The organism is Stenotrophomonas rhizophila (assembly GCF_020857975.1).
In the GTDB taxonomy this organism is placed as follows: domain Bacteria; phylum Pseudomonadota; class Gammaproteobacteria; order Xanthomonadales; family Xanthomonadaceae; genus Stenotrophomonas; species Stenotrophomonas rhizophila_C.
This window is the reverse complement of record NZ_JACWUO010000002.1, coordinates 250,843-275,064: the sequence shown is the minus strand read 5'-3', so window position 1 is coordinate 275,064 and position 24,222 is coordinate 250,843. Positions and strand designations below refer to the sequence as shown.

At 68.5% G+C, this 24,222-nt stretch carries 26 protein-coding genes; 12 read left to right on the top strand and 14 right to left on the bottom strand.

From position 1 onward, the window contains the following. Nucleotides 1-42: 42 nt before the first annotated feature. Genes IC535_RS03190 through IC535_RS03180 form a run of 3 tightly spaced genes read left to right on the top strand, consistent with a single transcriptional unit; the run spans nucleotide 43 to nucleotide 2,032 of the window. A complete protein-coding gene (locus IC535_RS03190) occupies nucleotides 43-627 on the top strand; it encodes an RNA polymerase sigma factor (RefSeq protein WP_228884274.1) in 585 nt (194 codons plus the stop codon). Continuing rightward, the gene (locus IC535_RS03185) at nucleotides 624-1,139 is read left to right on the top strand and encodes a hypothetical protein (RefSeq protein WP_228884275.1); all 516 of its coding nucleotides are present in this window, start codon (nucleotides 624-626) and stop codon (nucleotides 1,137-1,139) included. Before IC535_RS03190 ends, IC535_RS03185 begins: the two co-directional genes overlap by 4 nt. A gap of 11 nt (nucleotides 1,140-1,150) precedes the next feature. Further along, entirely contained in the window at nucleotides 1,151-2,032 is an 882-nt protein-coding gene (locus IC535_RS03180) for a DUF4097 family beta strand repeat-containing protein (protein ID WP_228884276.1), read from the top strand. Nucleotides 2,033-2,078: 46 nt separating this feature from the next. On the opposite strand, the gene IC535_RS03175 is transcribed toward IC535_RS03180, so the two are convergent. From IC535_RS03175 to IC535_RS03165, 3 genes are all read right to left on the bottom strand, one after another. Further along, entirely contained in the window at nucleotides 2,079-2,258 is a 180-nt protein-coding gene (locus IC535_RS03175) for a hypothetical protein (protein WP_228884277.1), read from the bottom strand. Between the two features lie 11 nt (nucleotides 2,259-2,269). Next, nucleotides 2,270-2,569, bottom strand: coding sequence for a YkgJ family cysteine cluster protein (locus IC535_RS03170; RefSeq protein WP_324250470.1), 300 nt, complete (start codon nucleotides 2,567-2,569; stop codon nucleotides 2,270-2,272). 998 nt (nucleotides 2,570-3,567) lie between these two features. Then, the gene (locus tag IC535_RS03165) at nucleotides 3,568-4,923 is read right to left on the bottom strand and encodes an Hsp70 family protein (RefSeq protein ID WP_228884279.1); all 1,356 of its coding nucleotides are present in this window, start codon (nucleotides 4,921-4,923) and stop codon (nucleotides 3,568-3,570) included. Nucleotides 4,924-5,040: 117 nt separating this feature from the next. On the opposite strand from IC535_RS03165, the gene IC535_RS03160 reads away from it, so the two are divergent. Beyond that, nucleotides 5,041-5,376, top strand: a complete 336-nt coding sequence (locus tag IC535_RS03160; protein ID WP_228884280.1) for a zinc ribbon domain-containing protein YjdM — start codon at nucleotides 5,041-5,043, stop codon at nucleotides 5,374-5,376. Between the two features lie 18 nt (nucleotides 5,377-5,394). On the opposite strand, the gene IC535_RS03155 is transcribed toward IC535_RS03160, so the two are convergent. Further along, complete coding sequence (locus IC535_RS03155; protein ID WP_228958650.1) at nucleotides 5,395-6,531, bottom strand: transglutaminase domain-containing protein; 1,137 nt, start codon at nucleotides 6,529-6,531, stop codon at nucleotides 5,395-5,397. 246 nt (nucleotides 6,532-6,777) lie between these two features. Here IC535_RS03155 and IC535_RS03150 point away from each other — a divergent pair, with 246 nt between their 5' ends. The 4 genes from IC535_RS03150 (at nucleotide 6,778) to IC535_RS03135 (ending at nucleotide 9,701) form a co-directional block, all read left to right on the top strand. After that, complete coding sequence (locus IC535_RS03150; protein WP_228884281.1) at nucleotides 6,778-7,377, top strand: HD domain-containing protein; 600 nt, start codon at nucleotides 6,778-6,780, stop codon at nucleotides 7,375-7,377. 46 nt (nucleotides 7,378-7,423) lie between these two features. Then, nucleotides 7,424-7,615 (top strand): oxidoreductase-like domain-containing protein, encoded by a 192-nt coding sequence (locus IC535_RS03145; protein WP_228884282.1) that lies wholly within the window; start codon nucleotides 7,424-7,426, stop codon nucleotides 7,613-7,615. 21 nt (nucleotides 7,616-7,636) lie between these two features. Next, nucleotides 7,637-8,278 carry a DUF998 domain-containing protein gene (locus IC535_RS03140; protein WP_228884283.1) on the top strand — a complete coding sequence of 214 codons (642 nt, stop codon included), beginning with the start codon at nucleotides 7,637-7,639 and terminating at the stop codon, nucleotides 8,276-8,278. 79 nt (nucleotides 8,279-8,357) lie between these two features. Further along, complete coding sequence (locus tag IC535_RS03135) at nucleotides 8,358-9,701, top strand: virulence factor family protein (protein WP_228884284.1); 1,344 nt, start codon at nucleotides 8,358-8,360, stop codon at nucleotides 9,699-9,701. 46 nt (nucleotides 9,702-9,747) lie between these two features. Here the strand turns inward: IC535_RS03135 and mprF are convergent, their stop codons facing one another. Continuing rightward, the gene (gene mprF, locus IC535_RS03130; RefSeq protein ID WP_228884285.1) at nucleotides 9,748-12,312 is read right to left on the bottom strand and encodes a bifunctional lysylphosphatidylglycerol flippase/synthetase MprF; all 2,565 of its coding nucleotides are present in this window, start codon (nucleotides 12,310-12,312) and stop codon (nucleotides 9,748-9,750) included. Between the two features lie 184 nt (nucleotides 12,313-12,496). Here mprF and IC535_RS03125 point away from each other — a divergent pair, with 184 nt between their 5' ends. Then, nucleotides 12,497-12,844, top strand: coding sequence for a RidA family protein (locus tag IC535_RS03125; RefSeq protein WP_228884286.1), 348 nt, complete (start codon nucleotides 12,497-12,499; stop codon nucleotides 12,842-12,844). A 239-nt stretch (nucleotides 12,845-13,083) separates the two neighbouring features. On the opposite strand, the gene rnfB is transcribed toward IC535_RS03125, so the two are convergent. The 9 genes from rnfB to IC535_RS03080 all read right to left on the bottom strand — a co-directional run bounded on the left by rnfB (nucleotide 13,084) and on the right by IC535_RS03080 (nucleotide 21,299). Continuing rightward, nucleotides 13,084-13,509, bottom strand: a complete 426-nt coding sequence (rnfB, locus tag IC535_RS03120) for an Rnf electron transport complex subunit RnfB (RefSeq protein WP_228884287.1) — start codon at nucleotides 13,507-13,509, stop codon at nucleotides 13,084-13,086. A gap of 25 nt (nucleotides 13,510-13,534) precedes the next feature. Beyond that, entirely contained in the window at nucleotides 13,535-14,128 is a 594-nt protein-coding gene (locus tag IC535_RS03115) for an HAD family hydrolase (RefSeq protein WP_228884288.1), read from the bottom strand. Nucleotides 14,129-14,189: 61 nt separating this feature from the next. Then, on the bottom strand, nucleotides 14,190-16,256 hold the full coding sequence (metG, locus tag IC535_RS03110; protein ID WP_228884289.1) for a methionine--tRNA ligase: 2,067 nt from the start codon (nucleotides 16,254-16,256) through the stop codon (nucleotides 14,190-14,192). Nucleotides 16,257-16,353: 97 nt separating this feature from the next. Further along, nucleotides 16,354-16,797 (bottom strand): DUF2147 domain-containing protein, encoded by a 444-nt coding sequence (locus IC535_RS03105; RefSeq protein WP_228884290.1) that lies wholly within the window; start codon nucleotides 16,795-16,797, stop codon nucleotides 16,354-16,356. Nucleotides 16,798-16,919: 122 nt separating this feature from the next. Beyond that, nucleotides 16,920-17,324 (bottom strand): SMU1112c/YaeR family gloxylase I-like metalloprotein, encoded by a 405-nt coding sequence (gene gloA2, locus IC535_RS03100; RefSeq protein WP_228884291.1) that lies wholly within the window; start codon nucleotides 17,322-17,324, stop codon nucleotides 16,920-16,922. A gap of 3 nt (nucleotides 17,325-17,327) precedes the next feature. Then, on the bottom strand, nucleotides 17,328-19,241 hold the full coding sequence (locus IC535_RS03095; protein ID WP_228884292.1) for a DUF885 domain-containing protein: 1,914 nt from the start codon (nucleotides 19,239-19,241) through the stop codon (nucleotides 17,328-17,330). A gap of 191 nt (nucleotides 19,242-19,432) precedes the next feature. Further along, nucleotides 19,433-20,110, bottom strand: a complete 678-nt coding sequence (locus tag IC535_RS03090) for a DUF502 domain-containing protein (protein WP_228884293.1) — start codon at nucleotides 20,108-20,110, stop codon at nucleotides 19,433-19,435. Between the two features lie 292 nt (nucleotides 20,111-20,402). Continuing rightward, complete coding sequence (locus IC535_RS03085; RefSeq protein WP_228884294.1) at nucleotides 20,403-20,867, bottom strand: DUF4442 domain-containing protein; 465 nt, start codon at nucleotides 20,865-20,867, stop codon at nucleotides 20,403-20,405. Between the two features lie 63 nt (nucleotides 20,868-20,930). Next, nucleotides 20,931-21,299: a helix-turn-helix domain-containing protein gene (locus tag IC535_RS03080; RefSeq protein ID WP_228884295.1), complete on the bottom strand. Its 369-nt coding sequence runs from the start codon at nucleotides 21,297-21,299 to the stop codon at nucleotides 20,931-20,933. Nucleotides 21,300-21,573: 274 nt separating this feature from the next. On the opposite strand from IC535_RS03080, the gene IC535_RS03075 reads away from it, so the two are divergent. Genes IC535_RS03075 through IC535_RS03065 form a run of 3 tightly spaced genes read left to right on the top strand, consistent with a single transcriptional unit; the run spans nucleotide 21,574 to nucleotide 24,191 of the window. After that, complete coding sequence (locus IC535_RS03075) at nucleotides 21,574-21,759, top strand: hypothetical protein (protein ID WP_228884296.1); 186 nt, start codon at nucleotides 21,574-21,576, stop codon at nucleotides 21,757-21,759. A 54-nt stretch (nucleotides 21,760-21,813) separates the two neighbouring features. Continuing rightward, nucleotides 21,814-22,887 carry a hypothetical protein gene (locus IC535_RS03070; protein WP_228884297.1) on the top strand — a complete coding sequence of 358 codons (1,074 nt, stop codon included), beginning with the start codon at nucleotides 21,814-21,816 and terminating at the stop codon, nucleotides 22,885-22,887. Next, entirely contained in the window at nucleotides 22,884-24,191 is a 1,308-nt protein-coding gene (locus IC535_RS03065) for a hypothetical protein (protein ID WP_228884298.1), read from the top strand. The genes IC535_RS03070 and IC535_RS03065 overlap by 4 nt, the downstream gene beginning before the upstream one ends. The last annotated feature ends 31 nt before the right edge of the window (nucleotides 24,192-24,222 follow it).

The window sequence follows — 24,222 nt, the reverse complement described above, 5'->3', positions numbered from 1 at the left end:
GGCCGGTTTAAACCTTTTCGGTCGACCCGGCATCCAAGGGATATGCTCGACGCCACCATGCCCGCCAGCCGCACCCCGACCGAGGCCGATCCGACCGACGACCATGCCCTGGTGCGTGCGGCGGTGGCCGGTGACGTGACCGCCTACGAACGGATCTACCGCCGCCATTCGCCGCGGATGTATGCGGTGCTGTGGCGGCTGTGCGGCGGCCATGCCGCACGCGCCGAGGACGCACTGCAGGACGCGTTCATGCAGGCCTGGCGCGCGTTGCCGGGGTTCCGTTTCGACAGCAGCCTGGGCACCTGGCTGCACCGGCTGGGCGTCAATGCGGCCCTGATGGAACTGCGCGCCAACGCCACCTGGCAGGCCTGCGATGCCGGCGAGGAAGGCTGGGACAGCCTGGCTTCGCTGGCGGCGGTGGACCGTTGCGCGGGCACCGTGATGGATCTGGAGCGCGCGCTGGAGACCTTGCCGCCGCGGGCGCGGGCAGTGCTGGTGCTGCACGATATCGAAGGCTGGAAACACCAGGAGATCGCCGACCAGCTGCAGATGGCGGTCGGCAGTTCCAAGGCGCAGTTGCACCGTGCGCGTGGCTTGTTGCGCGCACGTCTGGGAGAAAACGCATGAACGAATTTGACGACCACGACCACGACCACGATGCGCTGCAGGCACGCCTGCGCAGCCTGCCGGCGCAGCGGTTGCCGCCGGCGCGGGTATGGCAGGGTATCGCCGCGCAGCTGCCGGCGGCCGCGCGTGCGCCATTGACGGTAGTACCGCCGGCGCGTGCGCCACGGCGCTGGCCGTTGCGCGTGGGGTTGGGCCTGGCGGCGGGGTTGGCGTTGTTGATGGTGGTGCCGATGCCGGCGCCGCAGTCGCCGCCGCCGACCCTGGTCCAGCGCCAGGCCGATGCGCTGGCGCTGGAATACCAGCAGGCGATGGCCTCGCTGCCGGCCGCACAGGTGGCCGGCGACTGGCAGCCGGCATTGCATGAACTGGACAGCAGCGCCGACCACATCCGTGCGGCCATCGCTGAAAACCCCCGCTCGCGTTATCTGCTCGAACAACTGCAGCGCACCTACGCGCTGCGCCTGCAACTTACCCAGCAAGCGGTGATGACTGCTGCTGGCATGCCATCGTGAAGGAGATTCCCATGCACCATTCGCTGCGTCTGATTGCTGTTCTGGGCCTGCTGCTGCCGCTGGCGGCGCAGGCCGATACCCGCGTGGATGCGCGCGCGCCACTGGGCGCGGGGGGACGGGTGGAGGTGAGCAATATCGCCGGCAAGGTCAGCGTGCGCGGGTGGGACCGCAACGAGGTCCAGCTCAGCGGGTCGATGGCCGATGGCCTGCAACTGAAACAGGACAAGAGCGCCAACCGGGTGCGTTGGGAGGTGGTGTATCCACGCGGCCGCAGCAACGGTGGGGCGACATTGGAACTGCGCGTGCCGCGGGCGGTGGAGGTGCAGCTGGGCACGGTCAGCGCGGACATCGAGGTGGCCGATGTGGATGTGCGGCGGCTGCAGGCCACGGCGGTCAGTGGCGGGATCGTGGCGGCCGGGCGCAGCGCGGAGACGGCACTGAGCTCGGTCAGCGGCAGTGTCCGCTCGCAGGTGCAGACGCCGCGGCTGGACCTGCGCGCGGTCAGCGGCCGGATCCAGGCCGGCGGCGCATCGGGCGAGGTGGCGGCCGAGACGGTGTCGGGCAGCATCCGGGTGGATGCCGGGCGGGTGCAGCGGCTGTCGGCCGAGGCGGTCTCGGGCAGTGTCGAGGTGGCCGCCAGCGGGTTGGCGCCGGGCGGGAAGGTGTCGTTGCAGACGGTCAGCGGGGCGATCACGCTGGCGCTGCCGCGCACGGTGTCGGCGCAGTTGGCGGTGAAGACGTTCAGTGGCGGCATCCAGTCCGATGCAGGCCAGGTGGAGAAGCCGCGCTATGGGCCCGGCCGCAGCCTGGATACCCGGCTGGGCGGTGGCGACGGCGATATTTCGATCAACGCACACTCGGGCAGCGTGCGGGTAGAGCTGGGCGGCCGCTGAGTGCGGCCACCGCACCGGCGCAAGGCCGGTGCGGACGGCTGCGGCGTCAGCCGGCTCTCTTCAATGCCAGGGTATTGCCCAGCACTTCGATCTTGCCACCACTTTTGCGGAACGCGGCCAGGTCGGCTGCGATGCTGGCGCTGTTGACGGCCGTGTTGGAACCCTGCTTACGGTCGACGCGAACGGTGTTGCTTGCCTTGGGGGAGGTCTTTGGCGAACGGGCCATGGATGCTCCTGTCATGGATGGATCGTGGAAAAGATCGTCGACAGGTCATGCTGTTGTCGACGGTAGTCCTGCCGCACCAGGCGGCAGTCATCGCCGCCCATGTCAAACTGGCGGCAGATCGCGGGGCGCTGGGTGTAGATGGTGCAGCGCAGATGGTAGGGGTCGATCGCCGCGCACCAGCCTTCGTCGTTGCGCGCCATCACGGTGCGGCCGTTCTCGTCGGTGTCCAGCAGGTAGCCGGGCACGTTGTCGTCGGGCATCACCGTGACCGACAGCCGGCAACAGACTGCGTCACAACGGCGGCAGTCGATGGGGTCGGGTTCGGCAGCGGAAACTGGGGCTGGTACAACCAGGCGTTCGCCCAATCGAATCTCTCATTGTGGCTCGGGGGACTGCGTGCTGGGAGCGAGCCGGATCACAGCGTAAAAACGATCCCGGCGCCTGGGACGGATCCGGAAGGCGGCAGCATCGAAAAGGATGGTGGCCTGTACGAGGCCCGATGACATGCGCATTGCGCATTGAAGCGGAAAGATGATAGCGCTTTTGGCGTAACGTTTTGTTAATGTTGGGCAAAGGCCTTGTCGCGCTTGGCTTTGAGGCTCTACTTGTTCCCATTGTGATGGGGCTGGAGAGGATGAAAACCAAGGCCGAAGAGCCAAGGCACTGGACTCGGGTACTACCAGGCTGGGTGCGCCGTGTGTGGGTTGGCGGGGCACGCTGCAAGTACCGCGCTGCGGCCCGGCCCAGCCGCTGGCGTCTGTGCGTTCGAGCGCATGCAAGGCAGTGCCTTGCAAGCCATGCGGTCTCACCCATGTAAGCTCCGCCACCGCATCCATGCGATGGAGGGCCCCGCCAACCCACACACGGCGCACCTTCTACAGTTGGCTGGTGCGCACAAAAAGGTCAAAGGCAGACCGCGTCTCGCCAGGCTCTGCTCGGCTGCCACTGGCTGGCCGTCCTGGCCGCTGGCTTGAGACGGTGACACGGCCTTCCGCTTTTGCTTCGGTGGTGCTGAGCCACGCTCGGTACTCTCTCCCCCAACGAACCGCCGCTTCTTCTATGCCCACCGATTTACTGTCAACGGGGCGGGGCGTGTGGGTTTCCGGGACCGTTGGGCGCCATGGATGGCGCTCACGAGCCCCCAGGGGTGAGAGCGCATTGCTTGCGAGGCACTGCCTCGCATGCGCCCGAACGGCCAGCCGCCAGCGGCTGGACCGGACCGCGGAGCGGGGTTTACGGCGTGTCCCGGAAACCCACATGTCCCGACCCAAGCCAGAGAAACCGTCAGTCCAGTGTTTGATTCAAGCCTTCAAGAAGCGGCCGCCCACGCCAACCCGTGCACCACGCCGAACGACGGGTTGCCGCGTACCAGCGTCGAGCCCGGGAATGCCGCGGCCACCGCGTCCTGCAGATAACCGGCGCGCGACATGCCGCCGGTGAGGAACACTGCGGCCGGGTCGTGGCCGATATCGGCGCGGACCTGTTCCAGCAGGCTGCCCAGTTCGCCCAGGTAGCCGCCGGCGGCGGTTTCCAGCCGCGCGCGGTCGACCTGCACGGCCAGCCCGCGCTCGATGAAGTCCAGGTTGCTGTCGTGCCCGGCGGCGCTGCTCAGCGCGATCTTGCACTGTTCCACTTCACGGTACAGCCGCGCGGTGTTGCCGGTGTCCTGCAGCGCCTGCAGGCGCTTGCCCCACGGCGCATCGACATCGCGGTAGTTGTACTGGCGGAAATCGCGCTGGCGGGTCATGTCCTGCACCATCGCCGCTTCCACGTAGTGGTGGTTGGGCACGCGGCTCACGCCACGGCCCAGCAGCGGCATGTAGCCGCCCAGGCTCAGCGCCAGGTCGATGTCGGTACCGCCGCGCGCGATGCCCCAGGCGCGGTGGATCTTCGGGGGCTGCCGGCCGCCCACGCGCGCATGGGCGATGTCGGTGGTGCCGCCGCCGATGTCCACTACCACCGCGTCGTGTTCCTGCGCGCTTTCGGCGTGGTAGTGCATCGCCGCGGCGGCCGGTTCCTCGAGGAAATCGACATCGTCAAAGCCGGCGGCGATCGCGGCGGTGTGCAGGATGTCCAGCGCCTGGTCGTTGCCGGCTGCGCCGATCGAACTGCGGAACTGCACCGGCCGGCCCAGGGTGGCGGTGCGCACCGGCTGCTCCAGCTGGCGCGAGGCGGTCAGGCGGATGTGTTCCAGGATGTGGGTAGCGATGCCGGTGATGGTCTGGCGCGCGCGCGGGTGCAGGTTGTAGCCCAGCATCGACTTGGGGCTCTGCACCAGGTTGCCCTCGTTCTCCTCGAAATAGGCTTCCAGCGCCTCGTCGCCGTATACCGCGTTCTGCAGCAGTTTGGTCGAGCTCAACGGCGCGCGCATCTGCTCTTCCATCCACTGCCGACGCACCACCCGCAGCGCCTCGCGGCGCAGCGCGTCGGGCGCGCGCTCCTGGCCGGCGGCACGCGCGTCGCGCGCGGCGGCCTCGATCAGGCGGGCCAGGTCGTGCTCCAGCGCCGGGGTCAGCGCGAAGTCGTTCGGGTCGCGCATCACTTCGGGGAAGTACACCGTGGTGCGGAACTGCTGGGCCTGGCCGAACTGGATCGGCACCACGCGGCCGTCGACCACCGCGGCGGCGGCGGAGTTGCTGGTGCCAAAGTCGATGCCGATTTTCATGCGGGGCCGGGACGCCGGTCTGGGGGGCGCGCACTTTGCGGCAAGCCGCCGGCCGGTGCAAGGGCCATGCGGGTGGGCGGTTACAATGGGGGTTGTTCAGTATCCCAAGGCTTCACCATGTCCACCGCTCCTGCCTGTCCGCAATGCACCCTGGAAAATACCTATGCCGATGGCGCGCTGTGGATCTGCGCCGACTGCGGCCATGAGTGGACCGGCGCCGAGGCCGGTGGGCAGGGCGTGGTGGTACGCGACAGCAATGGCAATGTGCTGGCCGGCGGCGACACGGTCACGGTGATCAAGGACCTGAAGGTCAAGGGCTCCTCGATTCCGCTCAAGCAGGGCACGGTGATCCGCAACATCCGCCTGGTCGAGGACGATGCCGAGCACATCGAAGGCAACTCGGACAAGATCAAGGGCCTGGTGCTGAAGACCTGTTTCCTGAAAAAGGCCTGAGTCCTTCCCGCCCGCGGCTCAGTTGGCCGCGGCGCTGCGCTGGCGCCAGCGTTGCAGGCTGCCCAGCTTGGCCTGGTAGCGCGCCTTGAGCACGTCGGCGTTGTCGCCGGCCAGGTCGCGCGCACGGGTCATTTCCAATGACGCCCGGCGGTTTTCGCCGGCCAGGAAGTAGGCCCGTGCCAGCCCGAAGTGGAACTGGTGCGCGCTGTCATACAGCCGTACCGCGCGCTGGTAGTAATGGATGGCCCGGGCGTAGTCGTGGCGCTGTTCGGCCTGGTTGCCAAGCTGGAACTGCACGAACGGGTCGCTGCGCTGCACCTGCTCCAGGCGCCGGGCCAGCTGCGCGGCCTGGGCGGTGTCGCCCAGGCGGCGGAACAGGGCGCTGGCATTGGTCAGGCTGGCGGCGTGCCGCGGGTGCAGCTGCAACGCGGTCAGGTAGTCCTGGCGGGCCTGGGCCAGGTTGCCCAGGCGGGTCTCGAGCACGCCCAGGTTGCTCCAGCCGGCCACCAGGTCCGGTGCCAGCGCCAGCGCCTGCTGCAGGTAGGCGCGCGCCTGGCCGGTATCGCCGGCGGCCATGCTGGCCGCGCCGCGGTTGTTGTAGAAGTGCGCCAGGGCGCGCTGCGCCGGGATAGGGCGCGGGCCGTAGCGGTCGTAGAGCACGTTGCGGTCCAGGTCGACCACCGCGTCGCGGCCGTTGAGCACGATGCCGGCATTGACGTGGCCGACGCTGTAGATCACGCCCTGGTCCTGGTGCCAGCTCACCACCTGGGCCACTTCCTGCACGCGCGCGTCGATCCCCGCCGCACGCGCCAGGGTTACAAACAGCAGGGTGAAGGACAGGCAGTTGGCGCGCCCGGTCTGCCAGGTTTCGGTGAGGGTGTTGGTGGCATACGGGTCGTATTCCAGGTGCATGCCCTGTTCGTCGAAGATCAGCTGCAGCAGCCGCTGCAGGCGTTGCTCGCGCGAGGCGCCCGGGGCGATCACCCGTTGTTGCAGCAGGGCCTGCAATGCCGGCGGCACGGCCAGGATCTGTTCGGCGGTGGGCAGCGTGGCAGTGGTTTCCGGCGCGGCGGCGGTGGGCTGCGCGGTAGCGGCCGGGACAGGGGCCGAGGCGGCCAGGCCGGCCAGCAGGGCCAGGGCTTTCCAGGCGGACATGATGATCACCTCGCAGCGTGCCGGGCCGTTGGTAGGTCCAGTCTAGGCCGATGCCGGGCCACTGGCGCGCCGCTCATCGGCGTATCGGGCCATCCACCGCCGGTGTGGATCAGCCATGGGCAAAGCTGTGGACAACCGGGGGCACGCCCTGTCGCCCGGGCTTTTGCGGCCGCTGGTGAAAAAAACGTCAACAATCCGGCCGCCGCGCCGCTTGCCAGCCGACGGTGCCCGGGCCAATGATGGACCATGCATTTCGAACCGATTCCCCTGCCGGACGGCCTGGTCGCCGAACTGGAAGCCGCCTACGCGATGCCGCCGCGGGCGTACCACAACTTCGCGCACGTGCAGGCGGTACTGCAGCATTGCCAGGCGGTTGCCGAGGGCCCGGGTTGGCGGCAGCCGGCCGAGGTGCAACTGGCCGCGCTGTACCACGATGCGATCTACCAGGCCGGCCGCAGCGACAACGAGGCGCGCTCGGCCGAGCTGGCCGCGGCGGCGATCGCGCGCTGGCTGCCGGGGCAGGGCATCGACGTGGCGCGGGTGGTGCAGCTGATCGCCTTGACTGCCCGCCACGGCGCCCTGTCGGCAACCGAGGTCGACGCCGATGCGGCGTTGTTCCTGGATTGCGACATGGCCATCCTCGGCGCGCCGGCGGCGGTGTTTGATGCCTATGACCGCGGTATTGCCGAGGAATATGCCGGGCACGTACCCGGCTTCCTGTTCCGGCTCAACCGGCGCCGTTTCCTGAAACAGCTGCTGCTCAAGCCGCGGATCTTCCTGAGCGAGTTCTTCCACCAACGCCTGGACGCGGCGGCACGGGCCAACCTGCGCCGACGGACCGCCTGAGCCGTTGTCTGGCTACACTAGTGCCGTGACCGTCTTTCCCCTGCCCATGTCCGTGCCCGTCCCCGATCCCGGCCCCGCCTCCGATCCGCGCCCGCAGCCGCCGCAGGAACCCGGCCCCAGCGAGTGCTGCGGCAGCGGTTGCCCGTTGTGCGTGCTGGACCTGTACAGCGACGAGCTGCAGGCCTACCGCGCGGCACTGGCGGCGTGGAAGCTGCGCCATCCCGAGGCCGGCGGCTGAGCCCTGGGGATGCCGCGCCCGATGCCGCCGCCCGCCGCTGCGCGCTGGTCGCCCCGTTTGCAGGGCACCCTCGCCCTGGTCACCCTGCTGGCGCTGCTGCTGTTCGTGGCCACCGCTGCATGGACGCAATGGGCCCGCGCCGACCTGGACCCGGTACGGGCCACGCTGAGCCTGTACCTGCACGGCCCCTGGGGGGTGGCGTTGCGTACCGCCTATTGCGTACTGGCGCTGGCGATCGTGCTGCTGGCCGGGTCGTTGCACGCCGGCAGCGCGTCGCCGCGGCGCAGTGCGGCCGCCCCGCTGCTGTTCTGCGTGGCCGCGCTGGGCTTGGCCACGGTGGCGATCGGCGACAGCTGGCTGCCTGGGCGCGCGCCGTTGCTGGCCCCGCTGGTGCACGGGCTGGCGGCCAATACCGCGTTCCTGTGCGTGAGCGTGGCGATGCTGCTGCAGAGCTGGTACCTGCGTGCCGACCCGCAGTGGTCGCGCTGGGCCGGTCTGGCCTGGGGCTGGGCCTGGCTGTGCTTCGTGTTGCTGTGGCTGCATGTGTTGTGGCGTGGGCCGCCACGCGGGGCCGGGCAGAAGCTGGTGATCGCGATGGTGGTGGCGTGGCTGGCGGCGGTGGCGCTGCAGTGCTGGTGGCAGGCGCGGCGCGCACGGCGCTGAGGCGTTGCAGCCACGGCGTGTACATGCCGTGGGCGGGCGACCGGCGTATCGTGGCGGGACTTACAGAGGATGCGTGACGATGCGGCGAGCCAGTGTGGGTGCGGTGCTGGGGCTGGTGATGGGCGGGCTGGCGACGGTGGCCGGCGCGGCACCGGTGACGCAGGTCAGCCATGGGCGTTTCCAGGACATTCCGGTGTACCTGCCGGCCGGCCACCCGCAGCGGGTGGTGGTGTGGTTCGACGGCGGCGGCGAACGGGCGCGTACGCAGCAGCGGATCGAGGCGCTGCAGGCGCAGGGCGCGCTGGTGGCCCAGGTCGATGTGGCCCGCTTGCGCAAGGTGCTGGCGCGCGAACGCAGCGGCGACTGCGCGTTCGGTGCCGGCGATGTGGAGAATTTTTCGCGCTATTTCCAGGCGTTCCTGCATGTGCCGGGTTATCACCTGCCGCTGATCGGCGGTGATGGTCAGGGCGCCGGGTTGGCCTATGCGGTGGCCGCGCAGGCCGACACCCAGGTGTTTGCCGGCTTGCTGACCACCGGCTTCTGCCCGGACCATGCGCGCCAGCGCGAGGTCTGCGGTGCCGGCAGCAGTCACGGCCGGTTGCTGCCGGCCGAGTTGAACTTCCCGTGGCTGGACGCGGCCGGCGGCGAGCATTGCGCGGCCGGCAGTGCGGCCGCGTTCGTGCGCAAGGTGGCGATGGGGCGGCAGTTCCAGCGTACCGATGGCGGCGATGCGTTGCCCGGGCTGCTGGCCGCAGCGCAGGTGATCGGTGCGCAGCAGGGGGTGAGCCTGGCGCCGCCGCCGGATGACCTGAAAGGCCTGCCGGTGGTGGAGGTGGCGCCGGCCAAGCCGGGCGACACGTTCGCGATTTTCGTCTCCGGCGACGGTGGCTGGGCCGGCCTGGACAAGGAAGTGGCCGCGGCGCTGGGCGAGGCGGGGGTTGCGGTGGTCGGGGTGGATTCGCTGCGCTATTTCTGGACTGCGCGTACGCCGCAGGGGTTCGCGCGCGATCTGGAGCGGATCATGCGGCACTACAGCCAGCAGTGGCAGCGCAAGCGGGTGGTACTGGTGGGGTTTTCGCAGGGGGCCGATGTGCTGCCGGCGGCGATCAACCAGATGTCGCCGGCGGCGCGCGGGAGCGTGGCGATGATCGGGTTGATGTCGGTGGGCAGGAACGCCGACTACGAGTTCCATGTCAGCAACTGGCTGGGTGGTGGCGGCGATGGCACGCCGATCGCGCCGGAGATCGCCCGGCTCCCGGCGGGCAGGACGCTGTGCCTGTACGGCCAGGACGATGGCGATGCGTTGTGCCCGTCGTTGCCGGCGGGCAATGCGCAGGTGATCAGCTTGCCGGGCGACCATCATTTCAAGGGCGACTACGACCGCCTGGCGCGGACCTTGCTGGAGCAGTTGCAGCAGCGTTGAAGCCTGGGCTGTCGTTGTCGCGCCACGGCATCGCCGTTGCCGCCACTCAATCGTGGCGGCGCGGATCCAGCGAGATCAGGCGGGTGGCGTCGAGCAGGGCGGCGGGCAGGTGGACGCCGCCGGGGGCGGCCAGGTAGCGGGCGCGCCACTGCGGGGCGAACTTGGACTTGAAACGGCGCAGGCCACTGAAACCGTAGAAGCGTTCGCCGTGGCGGGCAACCAGGTTGGCAAAGCGGTTCCAGCGGCCGGCCAGGCGGTGCTGGGCCAGGCCCGACAGTGGCGCCATGCCCAGCGAGAAGCGGTGGAAGCCGTTGGCGCGCCCCCACAGGAACAGTTCGATGAACAGGAAATCCATGGTGCCCTTGGGCGCATCGTCGATGTACCGCATCAGGTCCACCGACAACTCCTGCCCGGCCGGTGCCTGCCACAGGTTGGCGAAGGCGACAATGCGGTCGTTCGCTTCCACCAGTGCCACCGGGAAGCGCGCCAGGTACTGCGGATCGAAGCTGCCCAGCGAGAACCCTTTCTCGTCGCCGGCCTTGTCGTCCAGCCATTGCTGGGAGATCAGCGACAGCGCCGGCAGCAGCGCCGGCACTTCTTCCGGTGCGGCCACGCGGAAACTCAGCCCGCCGCGCTTGCCGCGGTTCCAGGCCTGGCGCAGGTCGGCGCGTTCGCGTCCTTCCAGGCCGAAATCCTGCAGCGGCACCATCGCTTCCTCACCGAGCTTGACCAGGGTCAGGCCCAGGTCGAGGTAGGTCTGCCAGTAGGCTTCGCCGACCTGGTAGAACACCGGGCGCAGGCCGAGCCGGTCGGCTTCCTCACGGAAGCGCCAGATCAACGCGCGCGCCACCTCGGGCGGGCCGACCGGATCGCCCATCGCGATCAGCGAACCGCCGTAACGCTGCATCATCACAAAGCCGCGATTGTCCGGGTCGCGCAGCACGGCCTTGTCGGCGGTCAGCACCAGGCAGGCCTGGGTATCGTGCGCGGCAAGCAGGATCGGGGCCAGTGCGTCCAGGGTCGGGGCATCGGCCGGCGGCAGCGGGCTGCGCGTGTTGTGCAGCAGCCGGGCCAGGCCGAAGATGGTCAACGCGATGGCCACCACCAGCAGCGCACGCAGCGCACGCGGTGCATTGCCCTGCGCGGCGAACTGCCACCACAGCTCGTTCTGGTATTCGACATGGCTGTAGACGAAGAACAGCAGCCAGATCACCGCCACCAGCACCAGGCCCAGGTTGCGGATCCAGGGCCACGACCAGGCTTCATCGAGCAGCGCGCCCTGGCGATAGAACTCGCGGCGCGAGGCCCACAACGCCATCGCTACCAGCAACGCCGACAACGCGATCAATACCTGGCCGCCGCGCAGCCAGATCGGCAGTGGCGCAATCACGCAGATGCCCAGTGCCAGTATCCAGGCGGCATGGCTGCGCCGCTGCAGGCCCTGGCCGATCAGCAGCAAGGCCACGCCGGCCAGGCTGCCGAGCAGGTGCGAGGTTTCCAGGACCGGCAGCGAGGCGTTGACCAGGTGCCGGCGCGGGGTGGGCAGGGTGCCGTCGATCACCAGCGCCGCGCCCACGCTGAACACCGCCAGCGCGATGATCTGCGGCAGCCACGGGCGCAGCGCGGTCCAGCCGGCGCGGGTGGCGCCGGCGCCGATCCGCAGCGGTTTGCGCATCGCCGGGCCCAGCGCCAGCAGCGTGGCCAGCAGCAACGGCAGCACGTAGTAGGTGACCCGGTAGATCAGCGCGGCGGCCAGTACCGCCGCCGGCGCTACCTGCGGCAGCAGCTTGAGCAGGCTCCATTCGAACACGCCCAGCCCGGCCGGCACGCTGGAGACCAGGCCGGCCAGTACCGCCACCAGGTACAGCCCGACAAAGCCGGGCAGACCGGTAGGGGTATCCATCGGCAGCAGCACGTAGAACGCCGCGCTGGCCAGCACCAGTTCGACCACGCTCAGCGCGGTGACCCCGAGCATGGTGCGGCGGTCCGGCAACCACAGGCTGTGGCTGCGGATCTGGAAGCTGCGGCCATCGCGGCCGACCGCCAGCCAGGTGCCGAGGTAGGCGAGCAGGCCGACGATGCCGGACACGCGCACTACCTGCACCGACACCGGCAGGGCCAGCGCGGCGGCACCGGGTTCTAGCAGGAAGGCCAGTGCCAGCAGCAGCCAGGCGCCGAACACAAAGCCCAGGGTACTCATCAGCACCACCTGGCCGATCTCGCCCAGCGACAGCCCGGCGCCGCCATAGCCGCGCAGGCGGACCGCGCCGCCGGTGAGGGCGGCAAAGCCCAGGGTCTGGCCGATGGTGTGGGCCAAAAAGGCGGTGATGCCGATCCGTGCAGGATGCAGGCGCTTGCCGCTGCGCCGCAGCCCGACCGCGTCGAACCCGATCAGGCAGGCGTAACTGGCCAGGCCCAGCAGCACGGTCAGGGCGATCTGGCCGGCACCCAGATGGCGGAACGCTTCGCGGATGGCGCGGTACCCGTGTTCGTCGAACTCGCTGGCCAGGCCGCGCAGGGCAAGGGCCAGGATCGCCAGGCTGAAAACCACGGTGGCGGCGCGGCGCCAGCCGACGCGGGCCGGGGCGGGAGCGGGGGTTGGTTCGGTCATCGGTACAGCATGCTCCGGGGGCGGGCGATGAGGAAGTAAAGGCGGGGCGTGGCTGTCCGTGCGCGCGCATCGTGCGCCTGATACCGGCACTTGCCAAGGGTGCGCCGGCACGGCATTGGCTGCCGGCAAGGGCACGCGCAGGCTGCATCGGTGACAATGCAGGTTCACCCAGAGGAGTATCGCCATGTTGGAACGTTTCGATGTCGGCCCGCGCATGTCCGAGATGACCGTGCACAACAAGGTTGCCTATCTGTCCGGGCAGATTCCGGAAGACACCAGCCAGGACATCACCGGCCAGACCCGGCAGGTGCTGGCCGAGATCGACAAGCTGTTGGCGCTGGTGGCCAGCGACAAGCAGCACATCCTGCGTGCGGAAGTATTCCTGGCCGACATCAACGATTTCGCCGGCATGAACGCCGCGTGGGACGAGTGGGTAGTGGCGGGCATGACGCCGGCGCGCGCGACGGTGGAAGCCAGGCTGGCCGATGCGAGCTGGAAGGTGGAGATCGTGGTGACCGCGGCGTTGCCGTAACGGTCGGCGACGGCCGCCGGGCCATGCCGCGTCACGGGAACCGATGGGCGCCGTGGTGCTCGACGCATCGCCATGCGCCCATGCGTCACCGCTCTCGCGGTGCATGTAGAGCCGGGCTCTGCCCGGCTGCCCGCCGGCCATGCAGATTCAACAGCAGCCGGACAGAGCCCGGCGCTACGGGCGTGTGCCGCGATCAACGTCCGGCGTTACGGGACCGGCGCTGCGATCAACGTCCGGCGTTACCGGGCGGGCGCTGCGATCAACTCGATGCAATCCACCGGACACGGTGGAATGCACAGCTCGCAGCCGGTGCACAGATCGGCGATGACGGTGTGCATGTACTTGGCACCACCGACGATGGCGTCCACCGGGCAGGCCTGGATGCATTTGGTGCAGCCGATGCAGTCCGCTTCGACGATCAGCGCGACCTGGGCGGGCTTGTGTTCACCGCGGCTGCGGTCGAACGGGATGGCGGCCACGCCGAGCACATGCGCCAAGGCGCGTGCGCCGTCGTCGCCGCCGGGCGGGCAGCGGTCCACGCCGGCCTCGCCGCGGGCCATCGCGTCGGCATAGGGGCGGCAGCCGTCGAAGCCGCACTGGCCGCATTGGGTCTGCGGCAACAGGCGGTCGAGGCGTTCGATCAGGGCAGGGCTGGGGTTGGGCATGCGTGGCGTCGGCTGCGCGGGAACACTATTTTTTGAGGGGTTTGCCGCGATACCAGCGGTCGTGGGCGAGCGCGAGCATCGGTCGGTCTTCGCTGCTGTCGCCATAGGCGTGGATGCGCTGGTAGCGTGACAGATCGTAGCGTCGGCGGATGTGTTCGACCTTGCGCGGGCCACAGTCGCCGTCGGCGTAGCGGCCGGTCAGGCGTCCGTCGCGGCTTTCCAGCCGGTTGCAGATCAGCTCCAGCCCCAGCGATTGGCACCAGGGGCGCAGGTACAGGTCCAGCGAGCCGGACACGACCACCACGGTATGGCGTTGCTGCAGGTGCCAGCGGATCTGTTCGAGCATCTGCGGGCGCACCAGGCCGGGCAGCACATCGCGCGCGTAGCCGGCGGCCTGGGTGGCGATGTCCTCGGCGTGGCGGTCGCCCAGGGTAAGCCGGGTGACGCGGGCGCGGATGCGTTCGGGCGAGATCAGCTTGAGCCGGTAGGCCAGCAGCCACGGCCCCACCTTCCACCAGGCCCGGGCAAGTTGCTCGGGCGTGGCCACGCGGCGCAGGAAACGGCCATAGGTGTCGCAGGTGGTGACCGTGTGGTCGAAATCGAACAGTGCCAGTTCCACGCCCGCTCCTCCTTGCCGATGGGCAGGGCGGAGCGGCGCTGTGGCCGCCCCGCCGCCGCGCTCAGCGGACCGGCATGCCCGGCTCGGCACTGCTGTCGGCATCGAGCAGGGCCAGCGCGCCGCCGTCGAAACCGGCCGACAGGATCATGCCTTCGCTCAGGCCGAAGCGCATCTTGCGCGGGGCCAGGTTGGCGATGAAGACCACGTTGCGGCCGACCAGCTTTTCCGGCTCGGCATAGCTGGCGCGGATGCCGGAGAAGATCTGGCGCTTGCCCAGTTCGCCGGCGTCCAGCTCAAAGCGCAGCAGCTTGTCCGAGCCGTCCACGAATTCGCAGGCCAGCACCTTGCCGATGCGCAGGTCGAGCTTGGCGAAGTCGTCGATGCCGATATAGGCCGGGCCGTCGGTGGCCGCCGAAGCAGCGGCCGGTGCGGGCGCGGGCTTGGCGGGCTTGGCCGGGGCGGCAGGCGCGGCGGCGGCGAGGGTGTCCTTGGAGGCGTCGGTCATGGCGTCAATCATTTTCGGGTCGATACGGGTGAACAGCGGGGCGTACACGGCGATGGTGTGCGCGGTGAGCGGACGGGCGATGTCGGTCCAGTCCTGCACCGGCGCGGCCAGGAAGGCTTCGGCCTGGGCGGCGGTGGCCGGCAGTACCGGCTTGAGCGCGGTGACCAGCACCCGGAACAGGTTCAGGCCCTGGGTGCAGACGGCCTGCAGCTGCGCGTGGGCGCCGTCCTGCTTGGCGATCACCCACGGCTTCTCATCGTCGATGTAGCGGTTGGCTTCGTCGGCCAGGGCCATGGTCTGGCGCACGGCCGCGGCCGGATCGTTGCGCTCGTAGGCCTCGCGGATCGGCGCCAGGGCGGCGACGAAGCGGTCGTACTGGGCGGCATCGGGCAGCGCATCGGCCAGGCGGCCGTCGAAGCGTTTGCTGATGAAGCCGGCGCAGCGGCTGGCCAGGTTGACGAACTTGCCGACCAGGTCGGCGTTGACCCGGGCGATGAAGTCCCCCAGGTTCAGGTCAAGATCGTCCACGCCGCCGCCGGACTTGGCGGCGAAGTAGTAGCGCAGGGCTTCCGGTTCCAGGCCGACGTCCAGGTAGGTGCGGGCCATGACGAAGGTGCCGCGCGACTTGGACATCTTGGCCCCGTCCACGGTGAGGTAGCCGTTGACGTGCAGGCGGGTCGGGGCGCGGTGGCCGGTGCCGTGCAGCACCGCCGGCCAGAACAGGCCATGGAAGTTGACGATGTCCTTGCCGATGAAGTGGTGCAGTTCGGTGCTGGTGCCGGCGCGCAGGTGGGCGTCGAAGTCTTCGCCGGTCTTGCCGCACAAGGTCTTGAAGCTGGACAGGTAGCCGATCGGGGCATCCAGCCAGACGTAGAAGTACTTGCCGGGCTGGCCGGGGATTTCAAAGCCGAAGTAGGGCGCGTCGCGGGAGATGTCCCAGGCGCGCAGGCCGCCGTCGGCGTTGAGCCATTCGCCGAGCTTGGCCTTGACCCCGGGCAGGGCGACGTCGCCGGCCAGCCATTGGCGCAGGAAGGCGTCGAAGTGGCCGACTTCGAAGAAGAAGTGTTCGGAGTCGCGCAGTTCCGGGGTGGCGCCGGAGATGACCGAGCGCGGATCCTTGAGTTCGGTGGGGGCGTAGGTGGCGCCGCAGACTTCGCAGTTGTCGCCGTACTGGTCCGGGCTGCTGCACACCGGGCAGATGCCCTTGATGTAGCGGTCGGGCAGGAACATGCCCTTGGCCGGGTCGTAGAACTGGGCCACCGAGCGGCGCGAGATGTGGCCTTCGGCCTCGAGCTTGAGGTAGAAGGCTTCGGTCAGCGCCTTGTTGGCCGCCGAGTTGGTCGAGTCGTAGTGATCGAAGGCGACGCCGAAGGCGGCGAAATCGCGCTCGTGGCTGGCCTGGATGTTGGCGATGAAGGTCTCGGCGGTCACGCCGGCCTTTTCGGCGGCGAGCATGATCGGGGTGCCGTGGGTGTCGTCGGCGCAGACGAACCAGGTTTTGCCGCCGCTCATTCGACGCGCACGCACCCAGATGTCCGCCTGGATGTAGCCGACCAGATGGCCCAGGTGCAGGGGGCCGTTGGCATAGGGCAGTGCGGTGGTGACGAGAGCGGTGCGGGTCATGGTGGGCGCTGTTGCCAGGGGAACCAGGGATTATCGCACGCCAAAACGCAGTAACCCGGCCGAAGCCGGGTTACGGGGGCTGGAACCCGCGCGGGGCTTACTCGCGGACCCAGGTCTGGGCGCGGCAGATGAAGGCCACGCAGCCGGAGACGTCCAGCTTGGCGCCGCCGGTCTGCAGCTTGGCCTTGGACTTGTAGGTCTTGCCGTTGCCCGGGTCCAGGATGGTGCCGCCGGACCAGGCGTTGGCGCCGTCGGCCTTGAGGTTCCACAGGATGGTCATGCCCTTGACCGGCTTGTTCTTGTTGGCGCCCTCGCAGCCGTCGCAGACCGGGTTGGGGCCCTTGTCCGAATGCAGGATGTCGACCACCTTGCCGGTCAACGTGCCGTTGGCGGCCTGGGTGATCTCCACGATCGACTTCACCTTGCCGGTCTTGTCGTCGATGGTCTTCCAGCGGCCGACCGCACCATCGGCGGCGCTGGCCGAAAGCGCGGCCAGCATCAGCGGCAGGGCCAGCAACAGGGTCTTGAAGGTCTTGCGCATGTTCCCCTCCCAGGGATGTCCGTGAATGCCGGCGCAGGTGGCCGGTACAGGCCGACTGTATACCCATTCGGCGGGGTATGGGCAATGCCGGGCCGCAGGTCGCGGCGGGCCGGAAGGCCGGGTCAGGGGATCTCGTACAGCTCCAGCGGCAGCCCGTCCGGGTCGGCGAAGAAGGTGAAGCGGCGGCCGGTGTATTCGTCGGTGCGGATCGGCTCGCACGCAACATCGGCCGCGGCCAGGCGGGCGATCATCGGTTCCAGTGCGGCCACGCGGAAGGCCAGGTGGCGCAGGCCCTGGGCTTCGGGGCGGCTGGGCCGGGGCGGCGCGCCGGGGAAGGAAAACAGCTCCAGCTGGCTGCCGTCGGGCAGGGCCAGGTCGAGCTTCCAGGAGTCGCGGGCGGCGCGGTAATGCTCATCGAGCACGCGCAGGCCGAGGATGCGCGTGTAGAAATCCTTCGAGCGCGCATAGTCGGCACCGATCAGCGCGACGTGGTGCACGCCCAGCAGCAGGGGAGATGGCGCGTCCATCGGTCAGGGCGTGGCCGGCGCGGCGCCGGTTTCGCTGGCGATCCAGCGGCCGATCTTGGCCTCCAGGATATCCAGCGGCATCGACCCGTCGCGCAGCACTTCCTCGTGGAAGCGGCGCGGGTCGAAGCGCGCGCCCAGGGCGGCCTTGGCGCGGTCGCGCAGCTGGATCATCTTCAGTTCGCCCAGCCCGTTGGGCAGGGTCTGCCCGGGCAAGGCCATGAACCGCTCGACTTCGGCGTTGGCATCCTCGGTGGGCATGTCGGTGGTCTTGACCAGGTAGTCCACCGCCTGGCGCTTGCTCCAGCCCAGCGCGTGCACGCCGGTATCGGCGGACATGCGCGCGGCACGGGTCAGCGCCGCCTGCAGGTACCCGATGCGCTCGTAAGGGTCCTGGTAGACGCCCAGTTCCTCGCCCAGCGATTCGGCATACAGGCCCCAGCCTTCGATGAAGGCGATGTCGCCGCCCAGGCGGCGGAAGCGCGGCAGCTTGTCCAGTTCCTGCTGCAGGCCCAGCTGCACATGGTGGCCGGGGATGCCTTCATGCAGGAACTGCATCGGTGCCGACCAGCGGCGGCGGCTGGGCAGGTTGCCGGTGTTGACGTACAGGATGGCCGGGCGCATGCCATCGGGCAGCGCCGGCTGGTAGCTCACCGCTGCCGCGCTGGCGGCGCGCTCAGGCTCGACCGCACGGATTTCCAGCGCGGCCTTGGGCTGAGTGCCCAGCAGCGCCGGCAGGCGCCCACCGACCTGGCCCTGCAGCTGTCTGTAGCGCGCCAGCAGCGCATTGGCGTTGGCGTACTGGAAGTTCTTGTCGGTGCGCATGCTGCGCAGCACCTTCTGCTGCGAGCCGCGGATCCGGTTGTCCTTGAGGATGCCGGCGATCTGCGCCTGCAGGCTGGCCACGCGCTGTTCGGCCAGGGTGTGGATCTGCTGCGCGTCCAGCGTGGAGGCGGTGCTCTGCACGATGTTCTGGGTGTACCAGGCCTGGCCGTTGGGCAGCGCGCCCAGGCCGTCGCTGGCGCGCGTGGCCGGCAGGTATTCGGTGGCGATGAAGCCGCGCAGGGCGCGGTAGGCCGGCATGATCCGCAACTCGATCATGCGCTTGTACTCGGCGCTGATGCGCGCCTTGTCGGCGGCCGGCAGGTCTTCGGGCAGGTTGCGCACCGGCGCCCAGAAAATGCTTTCCTCGGCGCTGGGCTTGATCACCGCATCCAGCTGCGGCAGCACCTTTTCCATCAGGTCGCGCGGCTGCACCACGCCGGCCGCCATGCCCTGGCGCATGTTGGCGATGGCCTGGTCGAACAAGGGCGCGATGCCGAGCGAGCGCCGCGACCAGGTATCGTAATCCTGCACGGTGTTGAACGGCTGCGCGCCCGAGCCCGAGCCCAGGATCGCCATGATGCTGCCCAGGTTGTAGTACTGGCTGACCGGCAGCATCCAGCTGGGGAACTGTTCGGCGGCCAGCGACATGCGCGCATCGCGCACGAAGATCTGGTAGCTGAGCAGGTCCTGCCCGTCCAGGCCATCGGCGCCGATCTTCTCGACCTTGCCCAGCCATTCGATGGTGAAATCGTGCGATTGCTGGCGGTAGGCGGCCGAGAGGATGTTGGGCAGCTGGTCGTTGTGCCGGGTGTCGCCCTGGAAGGTGGCCTGCAGCGGATTGAGCCGCATCGAGGCATCCCAGTATTCATCGTAGATGCGGTTGAGCTGGGCAGCCTTGCTCTGCTGGCGCACCAGCGGCTGCCGGGCCGGGGCGGCCGGACGCGCGCGCGGCCTGGCCTTGGGCTTGGCCGCCTGCCGGGTCTGCGCGGCGGCGGGCCGGTTGGCCTTCTTCTTGGCCGCTTCGGCCGGTGCGGCGGCACCGAAGATCAGCAAGGAGGCAATGGCAAGCGCCAGGGCGCGGGCGGGGTGGGGCATCGGCTGTTTCCGTAAAACACACTGACCCCGGAGCTTGCCCGATTCGCCTGCGTACGGCCAGCACCGCCGCCCGGGTCAGCGTTGCCGGTACCGGTGGCAGTCAGCTGCGGCGATGGCGCGCCGCGTTCAGCTCCCGCAGTGCGGGTAGCACAGGGGGCGTGATCGCAACGCCGGTTGCGCGGCCGGCGGGTTCAGCGTTCGCCGGCGCGGGTGAACGGCATGCTGTCCGGGGCGACCGCGCCACCGGAGATGATGAAGCTCATGGCCTGGTCGACGGTCCAGTCGGTGGGGGTCAGCAGTTCCACCGGCACGATTTCCAGGTAGCCCGAGGTCGGGTTGGGCGTGGTGGGCACGTAGACGGCGGCCAATTCGCGGTTGGTGCCCTGTTCGCGGATCACCCGGGTGACCAGCCCGACCGATTTCATCTCGCGGTGCGGGAAGTCGATCAGCACCACGCGCTGGGTGCTGCCCGGCTCGGTCTGCAGCATGTCCAGCAGTTTCTTGGCGCTTTCGTAGATGGTGCTGGCCAGCGGGATGCGCTTGATCACCGCACCGAACCAGCGCAGCAGGCGCTGGCCGATCACCCGGCGGCTGAGCACGCCCACGCTGAGGATCACCAGCAGGGTCGCGGCCAGGCCGATCAGGTTCTGCATCCACTCGACCTTGACCCAGCCCAGGTAGTGCGGGAACGAGGCGGCGATCTGTTCCGACAGCGGCACCACCACCGGGCTGGAAATGCCCGACAGCAGCACGAACACGAATTTGACCACCACCCAGGTCAGCCAGATCGGCAGCAGGGTCAGCAGGCCGGTCAGGAACAGGCGCTGCAGGGAGGGACGCGGAACGAGTTGGGGGGCTTGGGGCGACATCGGCGCATTGTAGCGGGGCCGCCGCCCGGTTTAGCGCACCGCCGGCCGTCGCGGGTGCGGCGTTGGGGGGCGGTTGTGGCGCAGGCCCGGGCAGTTACGGGCAAGGACCAGCAGGCGGTGTGCCGATGTCGGGTTGGTAGGGTCGGTTCCCGAACGACTGCAGGTGGATCCCGCCGGACCATTGCACGCATGACCTGCGGCGGGGGAGCGCGCTGCCCGATGGCGGCCATGGCGCCACCGAATGTGGGGGGGCAACGGCGGTCGATCGGGAACCGACCCTGCCGGCGGCCGGTCAGGCAGCGGGCTGGCGCGCGTCGGGCTTGAGGCGCAGGTACACCTGCTTGCGCACGCGGGCGACCACCTCGCCTTGGGCATCGACGATGTCGTTGCTGAACCAGTGCAGGTACTTCTCGCCGCTGGCGGTGGCCGCGCGCAGCTGGTCCAGCAGCACGTCGTCCAGGCGGAATTCGGCCGATACGGTGCCGCGGCCGGGCTTGAGGAATTCGATCTCGCCGGCACGGTCCCACACGTAGTAGTCGCGGCCCAGGTTCTGCATCACGGTCAGCATCCAGAACGGGTCGGTCATGGCGAACAGGCTGCCGCCGAAATGGGTGCCCACGTAGTTGCGGTTCCAAGGGCGCATGCGCAGTTCCACGCGCACGCGGCGGTAGTCCGGGCTGACCTCGGTGACGTGGATGCCGGCGAACAGGAAGGGCGGCCACAGGTTGATGCCGTGGCGGAACAGGCTGGCGTTCATCGGGGCGGATCACGCTGGGAGGAGGGAATGAGTCTAACATTCGCGTGCGTATGGTTGCGGCATTCACGGTGGCGGCCAAGGCTGTCCGGCCAGCGGCGCGATCACGCTCAGGATTTGTTCGCGCAGTGGTTTGGGGAGCGTGCGAAACGCAGCAATCAGATGCCATTCGTCTTCGCCGACAGCGCATGATCCGTCTGGGGGCGGGGACGCCATCGGGCCGCGCCCGGTAGCAAGCCACTCAAACGATACCCCCGTGATGACTGCAATGGCTTGCAGGTGCTGCATCGCGGGCAATGCCGCGCTGGTGCACTCCCAGTTGGCCACCGCGCCCCGGCTGACCCGTAGCCGTTCGGCCAGGCTGCGCTGGGAGAGTGCGGCCTGGATGCGTGCGCTGCGTATCCGTGCGGGAATCCCGATTTTCCCCATGCCCATGACCTGTCTTGCCCGCCGCCGCACGGCGGACGTGTGCCTGCCGAGGCGGCGACAGAGGAGTGCAAACAAGGCTTGCCGTGGCAACCAATAATGACCTTGACACGCAGGCCGCTGCGTTCGATAAAAACATCGTCGGCCAGTGAAGGGTTGACCATACCGGTGACAGCATGTTGTCGCACTCGGAAGCTTTGGTCGGCGATGCCTGTTGCCAGAATAGTCTTGAAAGCGGTGGCGCGGGGTACTGCGCCCTGTCGAATTTTCGAGGAGTGTGACGATGATTCCGTTTGTTCTTCAACAACACGAAAGGGATCGTGCCGCCCTGCGTCAACTGCAGGCGGCCGAGCTGGAGAGGGTCAGCGGGGGCGTGTCGCAATGCCCCTCGCCGGACGATATCCCCAAAATGTCGACGACCACCGTCGGGCCGGGTGGATCCAACGACGATGGTTGCGACGAAAACTGAGTAGCCCGGGATGGAGGCCGCCAGGCCTCCATCCCCTGCGTCGAGGCAGGTGCGATGGACAGTGAGGATGCGCGGACGCTGTGCCCGCTGGTTGTGCTGGGCACGCTGGAGGACCCGCATGTTGCGCGGGTGGTTGCCAGGATCAGGGCCAAGGGGGCGTCGGTATTCGTACTGGACTACCTGGAACCGGCCTGCGTCACCTTGGTTGCCGACAGCGGCGGAGTTCCGATTCTTTATCTTGATCAGACCCGCTTGCCCGACCGGTATCTGATATGGGACCGGGCCAAGATCATTCCAGGCACGGCGTTGTACATAAGGGGGAGTGCCGCCTTCAGCGGCTACTGCGCGCATGAATGGCGCGCCCTTTACACGCTTTTGGCGGGCCTCAATCGCTGTGATGTAGTCAATCCGCTGGAGGGCAGAATGTGTAGGATCAAGCCCTTCCAGCAGCGGGTCGCAGGGGAATGCGGGTTCCTGGTGCCGCCGACGATCGTTTCGACAGACAAAGCCTGTCTGGTCGAATTCCATGGCGAGACTGACGGCGCCGTGGTGATGAAGTCACTGTCCGGTAGCAAGATCAGTACGGCCGCAGAAGGCGAAGCCAGTCCATACAATGTGATGACGATGCGCGTAGCGGTTGATGAACTGCATGCGGCACGGGAGGACGAAATTTCCTGCTGCCCTCACTTCATGCAGCGGGAAATCACCAAGGCTTACGAACTCCGCGTTGTGGTCATCGGTCAGGTGGTCATGCCCTTCAAGGTCGATTCGCAGGGCTCGGCACCTACCCGGGTTGATTGGCGAAAGCGAGCCAGGATGGGCATGTTTTCCCAGTGCGAAGTGTCCGATGACCTGCGGGCCAGGATACTGGCGTTCATGCGGGGCATGTCGCTGGTAACCGGCAGCCTGGACCTCATCGTGGATACAGAAGGCCGTTGCTGGTTCCTGGAGTGCAACCAGGATGGTGCATGGGCGTGGCTGGACGATATCTGCGCAGGCGCGATCGCCGACGCGTTCGCAGGTGAGTGGCTGTCGCGCATGGCAGCGATCGCATCCGCAGCGGAGCATGCTCGTTTCGATCGTGTCGCGGTGGCTGGCGACGCTGCGGAGAGGGAGCGGGCATCATGAAGCGCCCGACGTTGTGGCGGTGTGCGGTGGCGGCCGCGTTGCTTGCCGGGGCGGTGGCTTCCTCGGCGTACCAGGGGCCGTTGGCGGAGTCGTTCACCCCGTTGCATGTTCTCTGGCAGCGGGCAGGTGAGGGGAGGGTGCTCCCGGCGCTGGTCGAGGCCGAGCGTATGCACGCACTGGGCCGTATCGGACCGTCGGAGTTGGCCCAGCTGTTGGCCATCGCGGGTGACGAGTCTGGCGCGGAGCGGCTGATGGCCCAGGCATATCCACAGAAGGTGGTGGACATGCCGCCGCCCCCGCGGGCGGTGATGGAGCGTGCCGTGGACGCGATCGCCGCCCTGGCCCGTACTCGGCGTGTGGTCATTCTCAATGAGTCCCATGCCGATTCACGTCAACGCGCGTTTGCGTTGGCGCTGGCAGCCCGGCTGCGCGGGCTGGGGTACACCCATTTCGGGGCGGAAACCTTCACCGACGGGGTTGCAGGAAGCATGCGCGATGGCGCGCCGGATGCGGCCACCGGCGTGTACACCGCCGATCCGGTGTTTGCCGATCTTGTGCGCTATGCACAGCGCATCGGCTATGTCCTGTTTCCTTATGAGCAGCGCGAGGATCAGGCGCTGCATGCGCCCGCCGATAGTGGCCCGTCCGCCCGTGAGTGGGCACAGGCACGCAATATTGTCGACCTGCTGGTCGCCGATCCCGATGCACGTGTGTTCATCTTTTCCGGCGGTAGCCATCTGCGCGAAACGGTCGACGCCCGGGGACGCGAGTGGATGGGCGCGTGGTTGCGTCGGCTCGGTGGACTGGACCCGTTGACGGTGGACCAGAACGCGGGGCTCCCACACCCGGCACCGGCCAGAGAGACGCCCCTGTACCGATCGCTGCGGCCCCTGCTACCCAATTACGTTGCGGCCGTTCGGCTGAACGGTGGTGATTATGCCACGCGCGACGGGGTGGATATGGTGGTCTTCCATCCAGCGCTGGCGTCGGTTACCGCCCGGCCTGCCTGGCTCTACATGTGCGGATACCGGTTGCCGTACGTCATTGCGTTGCCGGCCGGTGACCAGCGTCGCCTGGTCCGTGCAGTGGCAGCTGACGAACCTGCCGGTTCGACAGCGGTCGACCAGGTGCTGGTGGCTGCTGGGACTGCCAAGGTTGAGTTGATGTTGCCAACGGGGCGCTATCTGATCCAGTCCCAGTCCGAGCAGGGGCACGACACGGTGCTGATGACGCGGCTGGATACCGTCACCCGGCCGGTGTCCGATGGACTGGCCGGTTACCAACGGGCGATGTCGTGCTGGTAGATGGCGGCCGCCGGCGATGCGACGGCGTCAT

Bases quoted from the DNA above. Each gene is read 5' to 3' on its own strand.
- IC535_RS03070 (WP_228884297.1), top strand. From the start codon at position 21,814: ATGGACAGTGAGGATGCGCGGACGCTGTGCCCGCTGGTTGTGCTGGGC.
- IC535_RS03190 (WP_228884274.1), top strand. From the start codon at position 43: ATGCTCGACGCCACCATGCCCGCCAGCCGCACCCCGACCGAGGCCGAT.
- IC535_RS03155 (WP_228958650.1), bottom strand. From the start codon at position 6,531: ATGTCCGCCTGGAAAGCCCTGGCCCTGCTGGCCGGCCTGGCCGCCTCG.
- IC535_RS03095 (WP_228884292.1), bottom strand. From the start codon at position 19,241: ATGCCCCACCCCGCCCGCGCCCTGGCGCTTGCCATTGCCTCCTTGCTG.
- IC535_RS03090 (WP_228884293.1), bottom strand. From the start codon at position 20,110: ATGTCGCCCCAAGCCCCCCAACTCGTTCCGCGTCCCTCCCTGCAGCGC.
- IC535_RS03080 (WP_228884295.1), bottom strand. From the start codon at position 21,299: ATGGGCATGGGGAAAATCGGGATTCCCGCACGGATACGCAGCGCACGC.
- IC535_RS03165 (WP_228884279.1), bottom strand. From the start codon at position 4,923: ATGAAAATCGGCATCGACTTTGGCACCAGCAACTCCGCCGCCGCCGCG.
- IC535_RS03145 (WP_228884282.1), top strand. From the start codon at position 7,424: ATGTCCGTGCCCGTCCCCGATCCCGGCCCCGCCTCCGATCCGCGCCCG.
- IC535_RS03065 (WP_228884298.1), top strand. From the start codon at position 22,884: ATGAAGCGCCCGACGTTGTGGCGGTGTGCGGTGGCGGCCGCGTTGCTT.
- IC535_RS03140 (WP_228884283.1), top strand. From the start codon at position 7,637: ATGCCGCCGCCCGCCGCTGCGCGCTGGTCGCCCCGTTTGCAGGGCACC.
- IC535_RS03150 (WP_228884281.1), top strand. From the start codon at position 6,778: ATGCATTTCGAACCGATTCCCCTGCCGGACGGCCTGGTCGCCGAACTG.
- IC535_RS03085 (WP_228884294.1), bottom strand. From the start codon at position 20,867: ATGAACGCCAGCCTGTTCCGCCACGGCATCAACCTGTGGCCGCCCTTC.
- IC535_RS03175 (WP_228884277.1), bottom strand. From the start codon at position 2,258: ATGGCCCGTTCGCCAAAGACCTCCCCCAAGGCAAGCAACACCGTTCGC.
- rnfB (WP_228884287.1), bottom strand. From the start codon at position 13,509: ATGCCCAACCCCAGCCCTGCCCTGATCGAACGCCTCGACCGCCTGTTG.
- IC535_RS03160 (WP_228884280.1), top strand. From the start codon at position 5,041: ATGTCCACCGCTCCTGCCTGTCCGCAATGCACCCTGGAAAATACCTAT.
- mprF (WP_228884285.1), bottom strand. From the start codon at position 12,312: ATGACCGAACCAACCCCCGCTCCCGCCCCGGCCCGCGTCGGCTGGCGC.
- IC535_RS03185 (WP_228884275.1), top strand. From the start codon at position 624: ATGAACGAATTTGACGACCACGACCACGACCACGATGCGCTGCAGGCA.
- IC535_RS03135 (WP_228884284.1), top strand. From the start codon at position 8,358: ATGCGGCGAGCCAGTGTGGGTGCGGTGCTGGGGCTGGTGATGGGCGGG.
- gloA2 (WP_228884291.1), bottom strand. From the start codon at position 17,324: ATGGACGCGCCATCTCCCCTGCTGCTGGGCGTGCACCACGTCGCGCTG.
- IC535_RS03105 (WP_228884290.1), bottom strand. From the start codon at position 16,797: ATGCGCAAGACCTTCAAGACCCTGTTGCTGGCCCTGCCGCTGATGCTG.
- IC535_RS03125 (WP_228884286.1), top strand. From the start codon at position 12,497: ATGTTGGAACGTTTCGATGTCGGCCCGCGCATGTCCGAGATGACCGTG.
- metG (WP_228884289.1), bottom strand. From the start codon at position 16,256: ATGACCCGCACCGCTCTCGTCACCACCGCACTGCCCTATGCCAACGGC.
- IC535_RS03180 (WP_228884276.1), top strand. From the start codon at position 1,151: ATGCACCATTCGCTGCGTCTGATTGCTGTTCTGGGCCTGCTGCTGCCG.
- IC535_RS03075 (WP_228884296.1), top strand. From the start codon at position 21,574: ATGATTCCGTTTGTTCTTCAACAACACGAAAGGGATCGTGCCGCCCTG.